20 protein-coding genes and 1 pseudogene are annotated in these 19749 nt (G+C 58.9%); 11 read left to right on the top strand and 10 right to left on the bottom strand.

Going from position 1 to position 19749, the window contains the following annotated elements:
- Positions 1-436: 436 nt before the first annotated feature.
- The 7 genes from NKI63_RS29695 to NKI63_RS29665 are packed head-to-tail and all read right to left on the bottom strand — an operon-like array spanning position 437 to position 8861.
- Complete coding sequence (locus NKI63_RS29695; protein ID WP_352469268.1) at positions 437-1432, bottom strand: diguanylate cyclase; 996 nt, start codon at positions 1430-1432, stop codon at positions 437-439.
- Between the two features lie 11 nt (positions 1433-1443).
- A complete protein-coding gene (locus NKI63_RS29690) occupies positions 1444-2466 on the bottom strand; it encodes a chemotaxis response regulator protein-glutamate methylesterase (protein ID WP_352469269.1) in 1023 nt (340 codons plus the stop codon).
- A gap of 22 nt (positions 2467-2488) precedes the next feature.
- On the bottom strand, positions 2489-4768 hold the full coding sequence (locus NKI63_RS29685) for a hybrid sensor histidine kinase/response regulator (RefSeq protein ID WP_352469270.1): 2280 nt from the start codon (positions 4766-4768) through the stop codon (positions 2489-2491).
- Positions 4765-5484 (bottom strand): chemotaxis protein CheW, encoded by a 720-nt coding sequence (locus NKI63_RS29680; protein ID WP_352469271.1) that lies wholly within the window; start codon positions 5482-5484, stop codon positions 4765-4767. Before NKI63_RS29680 ends, NKI63_RS29685 begins: the two co-directional genes overlap by 4 nt.
- Positions 5481-6731, bottom strand: coding sequence for a CheR family methyltransferase (locus NKI63_RS29675; RefSeq protein WP_352753538.1), 1251 nt, complete (start codon positions 6729-6731; stop codon positions 5481-5483). Before NKI63_RS29675 ends, NKI63_RS29680 begins: the two co-directional genes overlap by 4 nt.
- Positions 6731-7195, bottom strand: a complete 465-nt coding sequence (locus NKI63_RS29670; protein WP_352469273.1) for a chemotaxis protein CheW — start codon at positions 7193-7195, stop codon at positions 6731-6733. Before NKI63_RS29670 ends, NKI63_RS29675 begins: the two co-directional genes overlap by 1 nt.
- Positions 7196-7202: 7 nt before the next feature.
- Complete coding sequence (locus NKI63_RS29665) at positions 7203-8861, bottom strand: methyl-accepting chemotaxis protein (protein ID WP_023722964.1); 1659 nt, start codon at positions 8859-8861, stop codon at positions 7203-7205.
- A 704-nt stretch (positions 8862-9565) separates the two neighbouring features.
- Between NKI63_RS29665 and NKI63_RS29660 the strand changes: the two genes are divergently transcribed.
- From NKI63_RS29660 to NKI63_RS29640, 5 genes are all read left to right on the top strand, one after another.
- Positions 9566-10804, top strand: a complete 1239-nt coding sequence (locus NKI63_RS29660) for a pilus assembly protein TadG-related protein (RefSeq protein ID WP_352493113.1) — start codon at positions 9566-9568, stop codon at positions 10802-10804.
- 5 nt (positions 10805-10809) lie between these two features.
- Positions 10810-11250, top strand: coding sequence for a TadE/TadG family type IV pilus assembly protein (locus NKI63_RS29655; protein WP_031195389.1), 441 nt, complete (start codon positions 10810-10812; stop codon positions 11248-11250).
- A gap of 40 nt (positions 11251-11290) precedes the next feature.
- Positions 11291-11644 (top strand): TadE/TadG family type IV pilus assembly protein, encoded by a 354-nt coding sequence (locus tag NKI63_RS29650; protein ID WP_352469275.1) that lies wholly within the window; start codon positions 11291-11293, stop codon positions 11642-11644.
- 295 nt (positions 11645-11939) lie between these two features.
- Positions 11940-12224, top strand: a complete 285-nt coding sequence (locus tag NKI63_RS29645; RefSeq protein ID WP_023680838.1) for a PilZ domain-containing protein — start codon at positions 11940-11942, stop codon at positions 12222-12224.
- A gap of 826 nt (positions 12225-13050) precedes the next feature.
- Complete coding sequence (locus NKI63_RS29640) at positions 13051-13248, top strand: hypothetical protein (RefSeq protein WP_023722969.1); 198 nt, start codon at positions 13051-13053, stop codon at positions 13246-13248.
- A gap of 262 nt (positions 13249-13510) precedes the next feature.
- Here NKI63_RS29640 and NKI63_RS29635 read toward each other — a convergent pair whose 3' ends face one another.
- Positions 13511-13660: a hypothetical protein gene (locus tag NKI63_RS29635; RefSeq protein ID WP_352469339.1), complete on the bottom strand. Its 150-nt coding sequence runs from the start codon at positions 13658-13660 to the stop codon at positions 13511-13513.
- 47 nt (positions 13661-13707) lie between these two features.
- Positions 13708-14728 (bottom strand): annotated as a pseudogene (locus NKI63_RS30815) (glycogen debranching N-terminal domain-containing protein); the annotation flags it as partial.
- 480 nt (positions 14729-15208) lie between these two features.
- On the opposite strand from NKI63_RS30815, the gene NKI63_RS29620 reads away from it, so the two are divergent.
- From NKI63_RS29620 to NKI63_RS29605, 4 genes are all read left to right on the top strand, one after another.
- Positions 15209-15436 carry a hypothetical protein gene (locus NKI63_RS29620; RefSeq protein WP_352469337.1) on the top strand — a complete coding sequence of 76 codons (228 nt, stop codon included), beginning with the start codon at positions 15209-15211 and terminating at the stop codon, positions 15434-15436.
- Positions 15437-15711: 275 nt separating this feature from the next.
- Positions 15712-15930, top strand: a complete 219-nt coding sequence (locus tag NKI63_RS29615) for a hypothetical protein (RefSeq protein ID WP_352469336.1) — start codon at positions 15712-15714, stop codon at positions 15928-15930.
- 379 nt (positions 15931-16309) lie between these two features.
- Positions 16310-16564: a DUF982 domain-containing protein gene (locus NKI63_RS29610; RefSeq protein WP_352469335.1), complete on the top strand. Its 255-nt coding sequence runs from the start codon at positions 16310-16312 to the stop codon at positions 16562-16564.
- 207 nt (positions 16565-16771) lie between these two features.
- The gene (locus tag NKI63_RS29605; protein WP_352469334.1) at positions 16772-17017 is read left to right on the top strand and encodes a DUF982 domain-containing protein; all 246 of its coding nucleotides are present in this window, start codon (positions 16772-16774) and stop codon (positions 17015-17017) included.
- Positions 17018-18688: 1671 nt separating this feature from the next.
- Here the strand turns inward: NKI63_RS29605 and NKI63_RS29600 are convergent.
- Entirely contained in the window at positions 18689-19150 is a 462-nt protein-coding gene (locus NKI63_RS29600) for a hypothetical protein (protein WP_352469333.1), read from the bottom strand.
- A 67-nt stretch (positions 19151-19217) separates the two neighbouring features.
- Between NKI63_RS29600 and NKI63_RS29595 the strand changes: the two genes are divergently transcribed.
- Both NKI63_RS29595 and NKI63_RS29590 read left to right on the top strand, forming a co-directional pair.
- On the top strand, positions 19218-19394 hold the full coding sequence (locus NKI63_RS29595) for a hypothetical protein (RefSeq protein ID WP_023680685.1): 177 nt from the start codon (positions 19218-19220) through the stop codon (positions 19392-19394).
- A gap of 145 nt (positions 19395-19539) precedes the next feature.
- Positions 19540-19749: hypothetical protein (locus NKI63_RS29590; protein ID WP_352754037.1), on the top strand; the 210-nt coding region annotated here is incomplete at its 3' end.

Below are 19749 nucleotides of genomic sequence, written 5' to 3'. Positions count from 1 at the left end.
CTTAGCGGAAATGCTGTCCGCGACTTACTGAAATCACTGTCCGGGACTTAGTGAAATCGGCGTCCGGGACTTACCGAAACACGCACACCAGCCTCCCGCATCGGCTGCGGCGTCCGATACCCTGACGTGAGGATCACCTTCACGCAAGGAGATCGGTGGGCGTATCCGGGCGGGCGCGTTGCGCAAGTCTATTTCGCGCCAAAAGGGGCGAGGATGTCCTAGATTAGACTGGACCAGGCGCATAAGCGTCGGAGGCGTAGCCGTCGAAAACGAACTCGTGTTTGAGGTTCCGGTCCGCGGAACAGCAGTTATCCAGAAATGGAACTGACTTTGAACTGTTTCGCTTGCCCGGTTGACAATCGAGGGGTCCCGTTCGGCGATCACCAAGCCTTTAAACTGCACGAGCTGTAAGCCCGTCCGTAAAGCACCCTTACGTTTAGTCGTAATACACGACACGGTCCCGTCCTTCCGACTTGGCGCGGAAGAGCGCCAGATCGGCCGCCTTGATGAGGTCATTTGGCGTGTGGTTCTCATCAGGCACCATGGTTGCAGCACCGACGCTGATTGTCACCCGCTCAGAACCGTGTGGAATGCTCAAGGCTCGCACGCTCTGCACGAGCCGCTCGGCCATAGCGCCCGACTGCGCCTGCAAAATATCGACCACCACCACGACGAACTCTTCGCCGCCGTAGCGCGCCGCGAGATCGGTCGAGCGGTTGCAACTGCTTTGGATTACACTGGCGACCTGCTTCAGCACCTCGTCGCCTGCCATGTGGCCATAGGTGTCGTTGTAGCGCTTGAAGTGATCGGCATCGATCATAAACAACGACAGCGGGCTCTTCGTGCGGACCGCGCGCTTCCATTCCGCCGCGAGATATTCATCGAAGTAGCGCCGGTTTCCCAGACCTGTGAGACCGTCAATCCGTGTGAGACGTTCCAGCTCGAGATTCGCGCGCATTAATTGCCGCTGGCTTTCTCGCAGGGCCCTGTATGCCTCCTCTCGCTGAACGTGGTCAAGATAGGCCCGGGAGTGATAACGGACACGAGCGACCAACTCGATACGGTCCGGCAGTTTGACCAAATAGTCGTTCGCTCCGGCCTCGAATGCCTCGCCCTTGATGGCCGGATCTTCTTTACTTGACAGCACGATGACGGGGACAGAATGCGTCGAGGAATTCTTTCGGTATTGCCGTACCAAGTCCAGCCCATCAACGCCCGGCATGACAAGATCCTGCAGGATGACCGTTGGCTTCACTTCGTCGGCAACTGTAGTCGCTTTGAGCGGATCGGTGCAGAAGTGGAAATCTATGTCCGGCTGGTTTGCGAGCGCGCGCCGGACCGCTTCACAGATCATTATCTGGTCGTCCACCAGCAGAACCATTGACGAGTAATTGTCTGCCAGGGGTGAGACGAGATTGGATTTGCCCGTCATAGAATAACCTTTCAGCAAGATGGGCCGCACGCCTCGATTAGGCGCGGGGCGATTGAGTCAAGCGGTAGGATCTCGACAGCGGCACCGATGGCAGCGGCGGCTTTGGGCATCCCATAGACCGCACTCGACGCGCTGTCTTGAGCGATTGTCAAATGCCCTTTGTCGCGTAGCAGCTTGAGCCCTTGGGCACCATCTCTACCCATGCCCGTGAGCAAGACACCGATCACGACACCCGGCCACCACTGCGCGGCGCTCTCAAGGAATACATCTACGGAGGGACGGTAGACGTTGTCGTGCGGCTTCGGGGTATAGCCGAGCTTGTGGGCTGACTTGAAGACGAGATGATCAGCCGTGGCCGCAATTAGAACGGTGCCGGCCTCGGGCTCATCTCCTTCGCGTGCCGGACGGATTGGAAGTGCCGCATGCTGGCCGAGCCAGTTTGCAAAACCGGGTACGAACTGCGCATCGAGATGCTGTACGAGAACTATTGCGGCCGTGAAATTGCTCGGAAATGCGCCGAGGATCGCGGCAACAGCTGCGGGCCCGCCCGCAGACGCGCCGATGGCAATAAGGTGCTGTGCCGATGACACAGACGGGGGCAATGTCCGTGTGCCCCAATTTGAAGACGGCGCGTCACGTACGAGTTTGCTGATCGTCGTTATCTTCTTGATGAGAAGCTGTGCGGACCGTCCGGACCCCGGGCCGTCAGAGCCGATCGAGGGGATGTCGACCGCGTCAAGCGCGCCATACCCCATTGCTTCATAGACACCAGGAATGTTGGCCTCAATGCTCGCCGTGACCAGCAGAATCAGGCATGGCGTCTTCGCCATGATCCTGCGCGTAGCCTCGACGCCATCCATTTCCGGCATCACCAGGTCCATGAGGATCAGGTCCGGGAGGTCTCGTTGGCAGGCCTCTACTGCCTCACGCCCGTTAACGGCGATCCAGGCCACCTGATGTTCCGGGGTTGATACAACCAATCGCCGCAGAAGCTCGACCGCAAGAGGCATATCGTTGACGATAGCGATCCTCATTGATGGATACACACGCTGCGCCTCATTCTGTCGCCTGGCCGATCAGGTCGACGACTGCATGGAGCAGTGTCTCGTCGTGGAAACTCCCTTTAGTCAGGTAGTAGTCCGCGCCGGCGTCCAGACCTCGCCTGCGATCGTCTTCGCGATCTTTGTACGACACGATCATGATCGGGGTGTTCCCGAGCCGGCTGTCCTTCTTCATCAAGGTCACCAGTTCGATGCCGTCCATGCGCGGCATATCAACATCGGTGATAACAAGATCGAATGGTTCAGACCGTATGGCGTTCCATCCATCCATACCATCAATCGCCACCTCGACCTCATAGCCGTTATTGTCCAGCAGCTTGCGTTCGAGCTCACGTACCGTCAAAGAATCGTCAACCACCAGAACGCGCTTGCGCCGCCTAAGATCGGGGCTGGTAGTCCCACGCCGCAAGGTGCGTAGGCCGCCGGATGACGCGAGCTTGTCTACTGATCGGATCAGATCGTCGACATCAACGATAAGCACGGGCGAACCATCTTCCATCAACGCCGCCGCGCTGATGTCCTTGACCTTGGCAAAGCGAGGATCTAGCGGCCGGACCACCAACTCGCGCTCGCCCAGGAAGCGGTCGACAATCAACCCGTGGGTTTCACCGTGATCACCATTAATCAGAACGACTGAAAGTTCATCGGCGTCTGCTTGCGGCTCAGCGCGGTCAAGAACCTCGTGCGCGGTGACTAGTCCGATCTGTCGATCCTCGAAGCGGAAATGCGGCCGGCCTTCGAGCAGTTCGATGCGCGTGCGCGGCAACTTTATCGTGCTGGCGATGCCTGCGAGCGGGAAGGCGTATGGCTCTCCGTCAATGTCGACGAGCAGCGTGCGGAGCACCGACAAGGTCAACGGCAGCTGTAGTTGAAATCGGGTTCCGAAGCCGAACTCTGAGGAGACGGTTGCGAGGCCTCGGACCTGCTTGGTCATCGCCTGTACGGCATCGAGCCCCACGCCGCGTCCGGAGATGTTGCTAACCGTCGCTTTCATCGAAAAGCCTGGCAGAAACAGAAATTCGAGCAATTCCGCTTCGGCAAGTCTGCCGACGGTCTCCTCTGTCGTCAGGCCGCGCGCCACGATCGTCTCGCGCAGCTTGTTCAGATCGATTCCCCTTCCGTCGTCCGCGACGATTATCTGCAGCAGGCCCGCATTGTGCCGTGCTTCGAGCCTGATGACACCTTCTTCAGATTTGCCGGCTGCTATACGTTCGTCGGTCGTTTCGAGCCCATGGTCGACAGCATTGCGGAGGAGATGGCCGAGTGGTGCCTCGAGTTGGTCCAGGATGTCGCGATCGATGCCAGTTGAGCCCCCGACGATGTCTAACCGCACGTTCTTCCCCAAGGTTCGGCCAAGGTCGCGCACCGTCCTCGAATAGTGCCGGACGCCATCCTCGAACGGGCGCATGCGACTCGCCAGCGTTTCGTCATAGAGTCGGTTCGCAAGGTCAGTGGCTCTGCGGTCAATCGAGTCCAATTCGTCAAGGCGCTCTGCGAGGAACGTCTGGCTCAGCCGAAGTTTTTGCAGCGCCTCTGCCAGTGCTTGCACCGCCCGATCGTCCTTAGGAATCTCGGCCAGTGCGTCGCCTAGCACGTCGAAGGCAATGGCCAGATCCGACTGAATCCGTTTCAGTCGAAGTAGGCCGCCCGTAAACGGCCTGAGGCGACGAGCCTCCATCAGGGACTCACCGGCAAGCCCTAGTAAGCGGTTTAGACTATCGGCCGTTACCCGCACCATACGGTCGGAACCGACGCCGCCATAAGGTTGAAGAAGTGGTTCCGATCGAGCGAGGACGCTCGTTTCCTTCGCCGAAGAGGCCCACGGCGCCTCCTGCGGGGCAGCATTTGAGCCGGCGAGCTCCGTCTCTGATGCTGTCGATGGGGAGGATGCCTGCTCAAGCGCCAGCAGAAAACCGGCTATTTCCAGTTTGGCGCTCTCATCGGCCGAGGCAGGCTCACTCGCTATGGATCCGAGGAGATCGACGCCTTTCAAAAGTGTATCGATGTGCTCGCGACTCAGGCTGAGACGCCCCCGCTGTGCGGCGACCAGGCACTCTTCCATCGCGTGCGCAACTTCCACCGCCGGCGTCAGATCGACGATCCGGGCCGCCCCCTTCAGCGAATGGGCAGCCCGCATGCAAGCGTCGAGACTCTGGGCGGACACGGGATCGCGTTCGAGCGCTAGCAGACCGGACGTCAGGGCCTGCGACTGCGTCTCCAATTCGGCCCGAAAGAGGTCGAGCATCGAAAATTGGCTGTAGTCCGCGCCGCTCATGCGATAGCTCGATCGAGCATGGCCAGCAGCAGCGCCTCGTCCAGACAACCGACCGCGCCCCTTCGCCACGAGACCATGGCTGCCGTCATGGTCGAGGACGCCTTGCCAACGGTAGCAGGCACGGCAAGCCGGTCGCTCTGTTTGAATCGATAAATGCCGTGCATTTCGTCCACAGCAAAAGCAACGCGCTTGTCGCTGTTGCCGACGACGATAAGACGCGGAAATGCCTTGGTCCGCGTGTCCTGTACCCGCGTTTTGCGGTCGTCTACTCCGAGCAGTTTGGCCAACGAAACGCAAACCAGCAATTCGCCTCGAACATTGACGATGCCGAGAACCGCACTGTTCCTGCGGTGTGGCAGCGAATGAATGCTACGCAGCTCGGCCACTTCTTGGAAGCAGCCAACCGGAAGCGCCAGCCATTCCTCGCCGAGACGAAAGACAACGACCGTCTGAAATGCACTGCCCTCGGCATTCCCAACTGCTTCATCGGTCCTTGCCTGGGCAAAATGTCGGGCCCACTCGTCCCGATAGCCGGGCGGCAGCGGACGGTTCAGGAGGTTCCGTGCGATTTCCTTATAGGTCGGGCAGTTCCGGCAGTGGAGATGCTGCTCCAGTTCAGGGCACGATCTGTCACCACGAACGCCTATTTGCCGCCAGCAGTCGCCGATGGCGATGTCCGGCACCGATGATGCGCTACCGGGCTCAGCTGACGTCAAGTGCCGCTCCTTTTCCCAATCCGACCGAGCCGCCCGGTGAGTGCCTCGGCACCGGTGATGTCACCCTGCTTGCGAAGCAGCAGCGCAAGATGCGCGAGGGCTTCTTGATGGCGGGGTTCGAGATAGAGGGCCTTGCGATAGTTCTGGATCGCCTCGGAACGCGCATCTTCTGCATCCTGAGCTAGCCCGAGCAGATAGAAGATTTCCGGCGAGGGACCGTATTCCCCGAGATGCGTCAGCGCGAGTTCCTTTGCTTCCGCAACTCGTCCGGCATTGGCGGTGCGTTCTACAGAAGCGAGGCTTTGGGCCGCCCGCTCAGACGGGTGGACGGAGCGCTCCACTTTCGCTGCATTGCTGGAGGCCGGCCGGATCGGGCTCAGCACTTTGCTGACGTCAGAGATAGGAGCAGGGGTGGCCGGACCGAAGCGCGACTTGGAGGGGGCAACCGTCCGGGGCGCCTTGGCCGGCTCCACGTTCGTGAACGCAAATGCCATGGGTAATCGCGCTGAAGCAAAGCCGTGCAGAATCGGAAGGCCTGATTCCGCTGGACCGACGAGCAGCAGGCCATCTGGCGCGAGGAGGGTCTTCAGACAAACCAGCGCGCGATCTTGCAGGTTTCGGTTGAAATAGATCAGCAGGTTGCGGCAAAAAATAATGTCGTACGGTGCCGGCCCATACGAGGCCGCAGGATCAAACAGGTTGCCAAGCCTGAACCGGACTTGCTTCAGGACCCGCACCTCAGGCCGTAGTCCGCCTTCGGCCGCTTCGAGATAGCGCCCTCTGAATTCGAGAAAATCGCCGCGAAATGAGTTGCGCCCGTAGACCGCGCGCTCCGCGGCCGCGAGATTGCCCGTGCTCACGTCGACAGCGTCAATCTTGAAATCCTGTGCTCCGAAACCAGCATCGAACATGGCCATCGCCATCGAATAGGGCTCTTCGCCTGTCGAACATGGTAGGCTCAAGAGCATTATGGGTTGACCCGGCCGCATGCGCGCCCGTGCATGACGCGTCATTGCAGTGAAAGCTTCACGATCTCGGAAGAACCATGTCTCCGGTACGACAACCGCGTTGATCAGTTCCTGGAGCTCGGATGGGGAGCCAGCCAGCAATTGCCAATAATCTTGAAGCCCGCTGATCTGGCAGGCTGACATCCGCTCCCGGAGCGCGTGACGGATCACCGACAGACCGACAGTGCCGCTGTCCAGTCCAATCTTTTCCCTCAGTAGCTGTTCGACCGCACCAAACATCATGAACTCATCGCGACCTGACGGAACAGCGTTTCGCGAATGTCGTCCGATAGCAGCGCTTCGGCCCTGACCCACTGGACAAGTCCTCTATCGTCGGACGCCACGGGGCCCAAGTAGGGCGGAGTTCCCGCCTCCATCCCGGACGGCGCGAAGTCAGAAGGATCCCGCTCGAGCATATCGGTCGCTCGTTCAGCAACAAGCGCAAGCAGGTGGTTCTCACCATCCTTGGTTGGATAGCGTATCAGAACGATTCGTGTGCTCAGCACCAGCGCCGAGGGGCGGCCAAGCGCAAGCAGGCTGAGATCGATCATGGGAACGGGTAAGCCCCGGCAGTTGATTAGGCCTACCACGCCGTTCGGCGCGCCCGGCAGCGTTCTCACGCCGATGTAAGGCAGGATCTCTTCAACCTGCTCCATGTCCAGCACATACCGGTCGCTACCTATACAGAACCCGAGGAATAGCATAGTCGTCCTAGCTCGCAGGCACCTCTCGCAGCGCCCGCAGTTTGAAACGGGAAATGCTGCTGCGTAACCCGCCCGAAACCTGATTGAGTTCGTCGATCGCGAGCGTGGATTGCTGGAGGGATTCAACCGTTTGCTGAGCGGCTTCGCTCAATTGTATCAGCGTCTCACTGATCTGCGCTGCGCCCGTTGCCTGGGCCTGCATTCCTTCATTGGCGACTTCGAAGCGTGGCACCAAGCCCTGGACCTGCTGAATAATCTCGTAGAGTTGGCCGCCGACCTGCTGCACATCTTGCATGCCACGTCGGACCTCCTCGGAGAATTTGTCCATGCCCATGACGCCGGCTGCGACGGCGGATTGAATTTCCTTGACCATCTGCTCGATGTCGTATGTCGAGACGGCGGTTTGGTCGGCAAGCCGCCGGATCTCCGTTGCCACGACCGCAAAGCCTCGCCCATATTGGCCCGCCTTTTCAGCCTCGATTGCGGCGTTTAGCGAAAGAAGGTTGGTCTGGTCGGCAACCTTGGTGATCGTGGTCACCACCTGATTGATATTGCCGGCCTTCTCGCTCAGGATCGCAAGTTTGGAATTAATCGCGGTGGCGGCTTCCATGACGTGCTGCATGGTTGCCTCCATGCGTGCCAGCCCTGCTTGTCCGCCGGTGGCGAGCGTGGCGGTTTGCTCGGCGACCGCAGAAACTTCGCTCATCGTTCGTACGAGCTCATTGGAGGTTGCCGAGATTTCCTTCGCGGTCGCTCGGATTTCGGTCGTAGTGGCCGCGATCTCATTTGCGGTTGCCTGCTGTTCCTTTGAGGTGGCGGCCACCTCGGTTATCGATGTGTTGACTTGAATGCTGGATTTCTGAACCTGGCCTATCAGCGTGGTGAGATCATCGGCCATGGTGTTGAAGCCCTCAGCCAGCGTGTCAAACTCGTCCTTGCGCTTCAAATCGAGGCGCCCGCTGAAGTCGCCCAGGCGCATTACACGGACGAGATCGACCAATCGGCCAAGCGGGACACTAACGGCACGGAATAGAAGATAGCCGCACAAAAGGGCCAAACCGAGTGCTACGAGGAACCCGGCAATCAGGCCCAACTTCGCTGTGCGGACGATCGAACCTATCTTTTGGGTCGAGCTGTTTGCCTCTCCTCTATGGTCCTCGACCATGGCTTGCAGAGCCGATTGCAATTTCCGAAAGATCGGCTCCACATTGTTCTTGATGGCCGGGCGCTCGTTGGGGATCTCTCCCTTCGCCAACGCGGCACGACTGGCATCCAGTACGGCGGCTTCGGCTTGGCGGAATTGATCGGCGAGGTCCTTGACGACAGCGTAGTTCTGCTTGTCCAAATCGGACTCAATGGTCTCTTCATACTCGTCCATCGACCGTTGCAGGGCGTCGCGGTTCGCCTTGATGGTAGTCTCGAAAGCCCGCTTGTCGGCAGGATTGTCCTGAAGAGCATATTCCTGGAGAAGACTATGGGCATCCATCTGTCCCATCATGATCTGGGTGCTGTGATAGAGGTCCGGAAGAGTTTCCTTTTCCACGCTGGTCGCTTCTTGCTCCGTCTGGAGAAACCAAACGTATGTAATGATGGCCATAACCGACATGACAACCAGAACGGCCGCGAAACTGGCGAGTATGCGGCGGCGTATCGTCAAGCTGTTCATCGGGCTCAGTTCCGCCAGGGCGCTAATTGATTTGTTGGCACGACTAGCCCAGCACCGCGTTGCGACTATGCAGAACAGGCGAGATTCATTCGAATCGCGGAATCTAATATTGGAAACGTTTCTTTTCCGTTCACGTCGCGCCCACAAGCCGCCTGCGAACGGCATGTACGCGTCCAAACCAATGGTCGATCGCATCGGCCGCAACTGGAAAGTATCTCCCACATCGAGCGTGGCAACCAACTCCCCTCCATTGAAACGCTCGTGAGTCGCGCGTGTTCTCAGCGACGGATTGCTTCGAAGGCCTGGCAAGGGGGCGCGCTGTTTCGCGCGAGAGCGCACATAGCTCGAGGTGGAACTCCTGGAAGCGCCGTGCAATTGGCGCCTAGGGTTGTCAAAGTGGAGCGCGTGCAGGTGAGGCCTGCTTGCCGTGCACGCTTTGCGCTGGCGCAAATCTGATTTCATTTGTCGCGGCTATGGCCGTTAGCCTACCCACGAGGGCGAAACACTCGCAAAGTCAATCATCGAGACTGGAAACGCTAACCCGATACGCGACTGGCGCCGCCGGTTGAAGAGAGGGCCAGCGACCAGCAGCGTGCTCGCCGAGTGCGGCCGCGGGAACTTGTGCCGGCCGCGCCAAGGAGCGGATATATCAAATGGAGCGCAATTCTTAGCCATTCCTTCATCCATCTTTCGTTAAATACCCCATGGAAATGGGGCGCCCCATATCGAGGCGGTTGGTTCGGTGTTTGCGACGAGGCGTCGGGACGAGCGGCAACGTTGCTACTATTTTTGCCCTATCTTTGCCGATTGTCGTCGGCGCAGCGGGTCTCGGTATCGAGACCTCCTACTGGTACTTTAGCAGCCTGAAATTACAGGCGGTGGCGGATGCGGCAGCCTATGCTGGCGCTTTGGAAAAGGTTTCGGGATCTGACAAGCCAACGATAGTCGCCGCCGCGACACTGTCAGCGACGACGAACGGCTGGGACCCGTCAACAGGCACAATCGAAATCTTCACTCCCCCGTCCTCTGGCCCGAATGTCGCCCAAAAGGCCGTCGAGGTCATCGTTCATCAGACCCTCGATCGGTTTTTCACATCGATATTCACGCAAAACGCGATCGGCGCACGGGCAAGAGCGGTGGCTTTTATCACTGACGCCTCAAAGGCCTGCGCTTTGTCGCTCAATCGTTCCGCCCCGAGAGCGGCGCTGTTTTCCGGCAGTTCGACCATAAAAATGACGGGCTGCTCCGTCATGTCCAATTCCATTGCCGCCGATGCGATCAAGCTTCAGGGATCGGCAAACCTTCAGGCCGACTGCCTGATATCGGCCGGCGGTGTTTCGTTGAACAACCCCGTGACGACTGTTTGCGCCAGCCCGATAACCCAGGCCTTACCCGCTGGTGATCCCTTTGCCGACCTGCTGGCGCCACCAGCCACAACCCCCTGTCAAAACTCGAAATTGTCGACCCTGAACCCCGGGACATACTGCAGCGGGCTGAGCTTGAGCGGCAATGTTGCGCTCGCGCCCGGCGTGTACGTCATTCAAGGCGGTGATTTCAAGGCGAACGCGAACGCCAATATTTCCGGCGACGGAGTCATCATCTATCTGGCCGGCACATCGAGCGTCAGCATGAACGGCAACGCCACCGTCAAGCTTAGCGCACCGACGTCGGGCACGTATTCCGGTGTGCTGTTTTACGGCAACAGAGGCAACCTGGCGGGATCGAACACGTTCAATGGCACGGCGGACTCGCTTTTGACCGGCGCTTTGTATTTTCCAACCCAGGATGTCAATTTTCTGGGCAATTTCTCTGGCAAAGGTGGTTGCACGCAGGTCGTCGCCGGTACCTTGCAGTGGTCCGGCAACACGAGCATCAGCCAGGATTGCACGAGCCTCGGAATGCGCGACATTCCGGCGACGCAATCCGTTCGGCTTGTGGAGTAATCTTCGTGGAACGGCGATCCGTCCGGATGTTCCGGAGCGATTCGGGTGTTGCTGCGGTAGAGTTTGCGCTGATTGTGCCGATCCTTTGCCTGGTACTTCTTGGCGTTATTAACGGCTGGTCTTTCGTATCAAGCGCGTTGTCGATGCGTGCAGGCGTCAAAACGGCGGCGAACCTCGTGATGCAAGGCGCGGCCGACGACGCGGCTACCCAAGCCGTCGCCCTTTCGAGCTGGGAAAATCATCCCGATGACGCGCAGGTGACGCTGAGCCGGAAATATATGTGCGGGATCACCGTGGTCGATCCATCTGTCCTGTGCGACAGTTTGAAAGCTCCCGCGGTTTTCGTCGAAATCCAGGCGACAGCCACCTGGTTCCCGCCCTTCAGTTTTGGCGATTTTTCCCTCTCGCGCGGGATCAGCCACAAACAGGTGATTCGTGTCCGCTAAAGCGGGAGCCTTCATACGTGGGGTATCAGGCGGAGCCGCATTGGAGTTCGCGCTGATCGCGCCTATTCTGATAATGCTTTTGATCGGCATCTTCGCATTCGGCTGGGCTCTGAATGCCATGTCGAGTGTTCGCTATACTCTGGAAACGTCCTCACGAGCGCTGCAAATGAAGAACTCGCTGACCGAAGCCGAGATAAAAGCGATAGCCACGGCAAAATTGCTGAGTTTGGGATTAAGCGATGTCAACATAACAATAGCAATCGACGCCCCCAGCGGCGGCTTTCGAATGGCCCATCTGACCGCCAAATATGCGTTCGTGATTGAATTCCCGTATTTCGACCGGTATCCGATTAATTATGCGACAACCGTCACGGTTCCGTTGATTGGAACATAAGGCTCATTCTAGTCGGACGCCGCAGCTAGTTCTCCATCAAAAAACCTGCAGCGAAGCTCTTCCTTGCCGCAAGGTGCTTCACGCGGGCTTTGATCCCCGGCTTGACCCATTGTGGGGTCGCCGGCGGCCTTGGCAAGCCCTTTGGTAGGAGGCCGGCATGCTCCTGAAACGTACTTCCACAACCGATCCCGCATGTCACGCCGCCTCTGACGATAACGCTATGTTCATCAGCCAAGCTCAATTATCTGGCAGACCAAAAACTACACGAAGCGACAGACGCCGGGAATTAGGCGAAATGGCTGAAGACGAACAGAGGCGCCAACGCAGGCAGCGCGTCTTCAAGGGCGCAACAATCCTGACCGGCATGACCCATTCCGAGGTCACGTGCACGGTGCGCAACATGCATGCCGGCGGCGCCGAACTGAAGGCCTCGATCGACGCTCGCGTCCCCGACGAATTCCTGCTCTATGTGCCGACCGACGGCATCGCCTACAAGGCGGTGGTTCGTTGGCGTCGCGAAGACCGCATCGGCGTCATGTTCACCGGCACCGAGCCAAAGCCGCACTGGCACTACGGCTAAATCCCCTGAACCACACCTCGTAGCCGTATGCTGGGCGGTGATTGACCCCGTCCTTTGGACACCTTGTTCCTCCTCCAGAATTTCTTCGACTTAGGTGGCCGACAACCATTCTGGCGCCGACTGACTGCTCGCTTCCATTATCGGTTTGCCGACCATCGTTGGAGATTTCAGAATAGCTACTGCTCTCGCCCTCTCCACCGTCCTGATGGTTTAAACAGTGCCCGTGCATTTCGAGACGGTCCGAGTCGTCGCGAGGATGCGGCGCTGGTGGGGTCGGTCTGCTCGTGTGGAACTGCTCGCATTCATCACGCCTGCGTTGGTCGCGCACCTGCTCGGTATTGGGCAGGGGTAATAAAAGGCGCTGTTCCCCCACAAGCAGAAAACCGGCCTCCCCCTTGCTTCGGCCTGCGGCCTGCAGCACCGACAAGGCACCCGCTAGCGGGTGCCGCCGTCCATCTTTTCATGCCGTCGCGAATCGTCACGTGATCGGTCCGAAAGGTGATGGTTTTGGTCCGTCGAGACGACAGCGACATTCGCCTGACTGGGAACGACAGGGTCAGAGTGCCTGTCATATCAGGGAACGTCGTGCAATTTGTCGACCAGCCCACAAAGTTCCAAAAAAACGGACCGTTCGCTTTGAGGTTGAGTTGCGCCTTAGTGCTTCCCTTGTGATCTTCCTCAGCGTCCGCTGTTTTGACAGGGAGCGCATTGGTCATTCGGCCCATCGCGCTTTTCTGCGGCCCGCCGTTTCGCCCGACATCATGGAACGATATCGCCCCCCATGTATTAGAAACCCATGGACACTATGGAACCCCACGGCCACGGGATGGCGGCCGATCTTTTGACATCGGAAGTTGCCAATGCCAGGCAGCGCATCCACCGGACCGAGCTCGCACTTCAACGCACTGAAGAAATGCTGGCCGAAAATCTTGCGCTGTGCAGCAGGATACGAACTGCGGTCGAGGCCGCAGACCGCTTGGTGAAGATCGATCCCCCGAGCTTTGAAGGACGTCGCGCGGGTTGAACTGGGCCGGCGGTTGATTCGTCGCGACCTTCAGGCCACCGGCACCACTCGCGCTCAAGCACGGCGGCAACCAGGTCGACAGACGGCGAGCGCAGCTCATGGTGCGCGGCCTGGTGCTCGCGAGGAACCTGTCATCGGGCATGCGCTCCACTGCCTCGAAATGCCATCGCGCGCGGGGCGCCACCATAAGCAAGCCGGGGGCCCTGAGGCCCCACACCCCCATTCCGTTCCGCTTCGCGGACGGACATGCTCGCTCCCTCGCTCATGCGGCACTATCCGGTGTTGAGCCATATTGCTTTTGAGAGTGAAGGATGCGGCTGATCGCCGTCGCATAGCGGCTGATCTCGGCGTCGATCTGGCTTGGGGTAAAGCCTCGGCGTTCGAGCTTCTTCCGCTCCGGTGCAACATGCAGCGACCAGTAGCGCTGTCCGGCTTGGTAGGTGCGAGCGTTCAGCGCGGTTGGTATGCTGCGAAGACGTAACCTTGCAGCTCGACTAAGGCGATCGGTCCCTTGGGAATAGTGCCGTCGGTATGGAAGATCGCATCGGCACTGTCCTTCCAGCCCTGATTGAAGAGGCCCGTATCCGCTGCCCTGCTGTAGGTAACGAACCCCTCCCCGTTGCGGGCTCCGACCTCTTCCATCCAAGCCGTGGCAGCACCCAGTGATTCCCAAATGCGATCGACAAAGTCCTCATCTCCGGTCCTGTCGGCGTAGGACGAAGCCAGATAGATGTGCAGCGGAGTGGTGTCGACGCCATCATAGTAACGGCCGAACGGCAACTCGCGAAGCACGGCCATCTTGCCCTTGCGCATTTCGTGCATGATCTTGCCTGGCTCCGCGTCTCCGAAGACGGAAGTCTCGGTCGATTGGTAGCGGGCGAGAAACGCCAGCACGCCACGGGCAAGCTCGGGATTGAGCCAGAGCATCTGCAAGGCGGAAATGACTCCGTCGCGACCAAAGGCGGTTGAGAACCATGGAATGCCGGCATACGGGTATGGTCCCGTCTCGAGGTCGGTTGTCAGGAGCGCGATGTCGGTACGTATGCGGGCCAGCCAGTCATTGAACACGCGTCCGGAACTGAAAACGGTGGCGCCTTGCCGGCGCTTTGAGCGAATCGCACATCGCGCTCGCGCAGCGGCGGCACGAAACCGGTCACTGGACGGAATCTCTTCGCCGTGACCGACCATCCAGATGGAGGATCCTGCGGTCACGGCTCGGCACGACAATGCGGAACTCGGCGTAACTGGAATGCACCTGATCCGGCTCCGCAATGACCGACTGGCGCGCTACATTATCAAGCCCTTCGTACCAAAATGTGACGCTTGCCTCACCAATCAGCGCGTCAGGGGCACGACCGCGACGGCTACGCGTGGTGCCGCGCACCTCGAACATGTCTCGGAAATCGGCATCGAAGTCGAGACGGACCGGCAACGCAATCTCGCGCGAGAAGTAGTTGGTGAAGGTAATGCGCTCGAGCAACGGGGGGTCTTCGCGCGAGCCAGTTATCCGGTCTCCCGCTCAGAAATTTCTACCAAATATTCCGACCTCCTGATGGAACCCATTCGTTGCGGGCGAGTTGCGGCTCATTGGGACGGACTTCCCGAACATGACAACGAGCAACAAAGCAGACCATCAGTCTGTCTCCGGAGCGTTTCGGAAACTGATCCGTTCCGAAGGCTATCGTCATCACGTACAAACGTTCTTAAATCTGGAGGTCGAACCAGAACTGCCGCCCACCCTACAGTCATTACTTGCGGCTATTGATCGGGCCAAACAGGGCCCGACGGAAGAAGGTCCCTAGCCGGCTGGCTGGGCGTCAGGTCAAAGAGTATAGAGGCTCGCTTCGTGGCTTGTCCCCCTGATTCCCACTCAGAAGTCTATCAAACATTCTTCTTGATTTTTCCCGACAGAGGATCATGAATGTTCCCCTTGGGTTCTCGCTGAGGTGGGAGGCCTTGTATGAACGTTTGGACGAACTGCCGACCCGACAAAGTGACTGCCAAACACCTTGTTCACGAGCTGATCCTACAAGCCCGTCGCGGCCAAATCATCTCCGTCAAAGAGACTATCGCAGCGGTGCGCCGAGACGGGCCACATCTGGTGGAAAGTGACTGCGAGCTGGTGGAGCTTATCGTCGACCTTGCCCCAGCCTTTGGCATGTTCGTTGCGTTCGACATTCGCGAATAGCCTCGTAGCACCCCATTGGTTCTCCCCTGCGGTGTACGTCAGGACAGACCGACCTGGGATTGTGGGAGAAAGGCGGCTCGAGGCGCGTCAATAGGATCGAGGAGGAACATGGGGGTCTTCGCGAGCCGGTGTCCGATCCCCACCACAGAAATTCTACAAACATTCCTGACTGTGGCGGCCCAGCGCCGTACCAATTTGTACAATTCGTACATGGCCTTGATGCCGCTCAGGTAGGGAGTAGAGTCACCCTTCGGCGTGTCCCTGGGGAGGGCTGGATGAGCGTCGCGCGAAGGGTCGGTCCGTTTCTAGAACAAGCAATTACTGTACTCCTCAACAGGGCGGACCGTCGCGACACGGTCTCGATCAAAGCGGCACTACGCGAAGCTCGGGAGACTGCGCCTTATTTGGTGGCCTCCGACGAAGAACTAACCGAGGCAATCGTCGAGGCAGCAACTGCCATGGGCCTCTGCGTGGCTTTCGACGCCCAGGAGTAGCTGTCAGCCAACTTCGCTTGTCGTGACCTGGCAATGGCGACCGTGTGCTGCCATTCATTCTCGACATTCCGGCCTTGGCGTGACAGCCCTCACATTAACGCTCTCGCCGAGGACGAATAAGCATCGGATGCCGCAGATTTCCGAATGGTCCTTTGAGGCGATCGCCGCAATGGCTAGACCGACTACAAGCGAAATGACTAGGGCGACACCCACCGGAAGATGATGCATACCGGCTTCGTACCGACCGCTCGGATAAACGTCGATGAACGTTTGGAAACACCCGTCACGGACTCAGACCATCCCTAACAAATGGTTAGCCGTCCTCGTCGCTGAGCCGGTTCATAGAGAGGAAACCCGCTAGCCGCCCTAAGGCCCCTTCATGGCTCGCCACTGGTTCAACCCTCCGGTCCCCGTCAAGACCGAGCGTCCCGGGATCATCCGCAACGTCAACAACGCCGAGGCAGCCGGCGAGGAGCTGATGAAGTGGACCAAGCGTGGCCCTTGGTGGGACCTCGCGGTGCGCGTTTGCATGGCCTGCATTGCCGACGAGATGGAACCTGAGGAGGCACGGAAGGCATTCCTGGCCGCTGCAAAAGAGGAGGGGACATTACTCCCCCCAATGACAACCAGCTAACTTGAACTGCGGTAAAGGTTCTCAGACCAACACCGCCTTCGCGAAAGGAGCCCGCCGCCCGTGAGAGAAAGGCGACGGACCCCCACAGCGGCTGCACATCCAAGAAGGACCGCTGCGAGTTCTAAACCCGCGAGGGCCTACATCGTTCCTTAGCTGCGGCTAAAGCGGGGTTGGTCAGCGGGCTCTTGGCGCTCTAAGTTCCCCCTTATGGGTCCCCTCTGGTTCGCTCCCCCGGTCTACGTGAAGACGAAACGTCCGGGCATTCGCAATGGGGTCAGCCACGTCGAGGGAGCCGCCGAGGAACTCATGGGGTGGGACACAAAGGGCCCGAAGTGGACCAAGGCGGTCCAATCCTGCGTCGATGCGTTCCAGGGCAGCGCCTCCCCCCAAGAGGTGCGTGAAGCCTTTGAGGCGGCTGCCAAGGAGGCCAACGTGTATCTCTCCCCTGAGTAGGAGGTATCATGGCGCCCATCTGGTTCGTCCCTCCGGTGTTCGTGAAGACTGAAACCGGTGTCAGGCATGGCTGCAACAATGCGAAGGAAGCCCTTGAGCAGCTCAAGATGTGGACCCGGCGAGGGCCTCGCTGGCATAAGGCGGTGACCCTCTGCCTCCAAGCTCGAGGCTTTTCCCTTCACCCGCTACGGACCGCGGCCGAGGCGGCGAGAAAAGAGCGGCTTCGGCAACTCAACGAGACAATGCGCTCAGACAACGGGCCGGACGGCTGGATGTCACGATGAAAGGAGAGCCCTCCACCGTGAGGCAGTGGGCGAAAACCTTGCATTTCATCACGTTTGCACCTCCCTCGACTTGAGCCATCACAAATGCTCTGATCCTCCTTCCTTGGGAGGGGGCAACCATGTTTCGACTCGTCGCCGCTGCGGCGATTGCCGGCATTCTGATGCTGACGGCGCCGATCGTCATGCGCCCGGATCCGCAATACCCTGGTCGACAATCCCGGTCGAGGGCTGCTGCAAGACGTGCTCCGCCGGCAAGGCGTGCGGCGATAGCTGCATCTCGAGGGAGAAGAACTGCCACAAGGCGCATTGGTGCGCGTGTGAAGATCACTAACAGCCCTGATACCGGCTGTGGACACGCCATTGTGCGAGCAGTGGGAGCGGACCCTATCAGCGCATGAAGGGACTAGGATACGCATGACGACGCTTCAATCCGCCATGCAAGTGCTTGTCCGCCGCCAGGGTGAACAGAATAAGGAACACCAGCGTGTTCTTGAGGAATTGTCGTTGAAGGCGGAAAGGAACTGCGTCCAGAAGAGAGGCGCATAGCGCCGTGACGTCATCAGATGGCTAGTCGTATGGCCGTTCGTGGCGATTTCCATTGGGGCGGCTTCCATTGGGCAAGACCGTTGAAGATCGTGGCCGTATCGATCAGCGGTCTTGCGCGGTTTGAGCTTCTTGTACTGGGAACCCGGTTAGACTTCGTTACTGCGGCTCAAATCGATCAGCGGCTTTTGGGGTGGGGTCTTCTAGCCGGTTCATGAAGCGGCTTGCGCCATGAAATTGATGGCGCCGTCATTATCGAAGCGGGCGAAATTGGCATGGTGAATGTTTGCAGGCGCTTGAACCCTTGGGAGCATAGCTGTTGGAGGTCATCGATATTGTCTTTTGGTTTCAGGGTGAGATTGCGCCGGCGTTTGTCTGTCTCCAGGCCGGATACAATCAAGCGGTCTTGCGACGGTCCGGACGAACGCAGCGTCAGCGCTGCTCCGCAGCAGCGCGCTGCAGACGGCGGTCGCCAGCCAGCTTGAGGCGCAGTTGCCGCAACCACTCGCCATCCTCTCCGAGCGGATCGCAGGACAGCTACGCGATTCTGAGCACTGCCAAATCGGCCTAATTTTCCGCTGCCGAATGGACGATGAGACGCGTAAGCGAGTTTCCGGACCGGAAGCTATGCGTTGGGTTGCCCAAACGATGCAGAGGCGCTGCTGTGTTGGCGCGACACGCTCGACCGCAGGTGCGGACGGCATAAGAATTTTGGAGAGGCCCGTGGTGACTGGGGATTGCGCCGGTATTGGCGACGCGCGAAGACTGGGTCGATATCTGGGCGAAGGCAGCCCCTGCGACGCAGCTTCATACCGGAGAATGCGCTGCGAGGTTGTTGCCTCGGCTACCAACTCAAAGTGATTGTCCGGGAGAGTTCGGCGATGTCGCCATAGATCATCGAACCTGTGACGAGAAAACATTCATCACCGAGGACTTCGAAGGGTGAGCTTGACGCGGTACAAACCGGCAGGTTCTTCGAATTGGCGTACGTGCCGAGCGTCGCGGTTTCGACCTTACGGTCCTTGGCTTCGGCACAGCCGACACTGATCGCGAGGATTGCGATAGCAATGAGAGTCGTCTTGCTCATATTTTGCCCCTGGAGCCAGCTCTTGTCGGGTAAGTCGCGCGATGCATCAAAATAGCACCGGCCCACGATCGGCTTCATCCATCGATTGGAGGAAGCAGGCTCATCCATAATTAGCAATATCTTGAGTAAGGCACCGAGCGCACCAGACTCATGGAACGGCGCGCGGAATTTCCATTCGTGACGAGGTGGCGATCCCGGCCGCCTTCGCAAACGGGTCATTCAGCACTGCGTAAACGTCTCGATTCCGAGCTATAGCTTTCCGCATTCGATCATCGATCATACCAAGGTGAAGAAGGGGCAGCAGATCGAGCTTACCGGAGAGATCACGCGCGTAGACGAGGAAGGCGGCAGGGTGACCGTCGATCTGGGACCACTGGTGACGATCGACATCGACAAGGTCAGGCTGGTCGAGAAGTACAGGACGCCAAAGCGCAAGAAGCCGCTGCGCGACATGGTGGATTAGCTCGCGGACCGCCACTTATCCACGCGACATCGGTACCACTCAAACGAATGGCAATTTTCCGTCTGAATGCGTTTAGGGTCCATGCTCGGAGACCACGCATGGGTATCGCGCGGGAGACAGTGACTCCCCGTTTCAAGGCGTCGAGATGCTACGAGCACCGAAAAGTCAGTTCCTTAGACCTAAAGATCGGGCGATCTGCCAGCGGGTTGTCGACCAGGTAACCGCCGACGCCAAATGGTACAGCACCCCGATAGACGGTCAGATTCTGGCCTCGACCACGCTGAATCTCTTTCAATCAGGGGTCGTAAACGAAACGAATTTGCTGGCACATGTTCGCGCGCGGCGCCACGACTTC

The sequence above is a fragment of the Mesorhizobium sp. M0410 genome (genome assembly GCF_040321435.1).
Lineage (GTDB): Bacteria > Pseudomonadota > Alphaproteobacteria > Rhizobiales > Rhizobiaceae > Mesorhizobium.
Note: the sequence above shows the minus strand (reverse complement) of the source record. Positions and strands in the feature narration are given on the sequence as shown.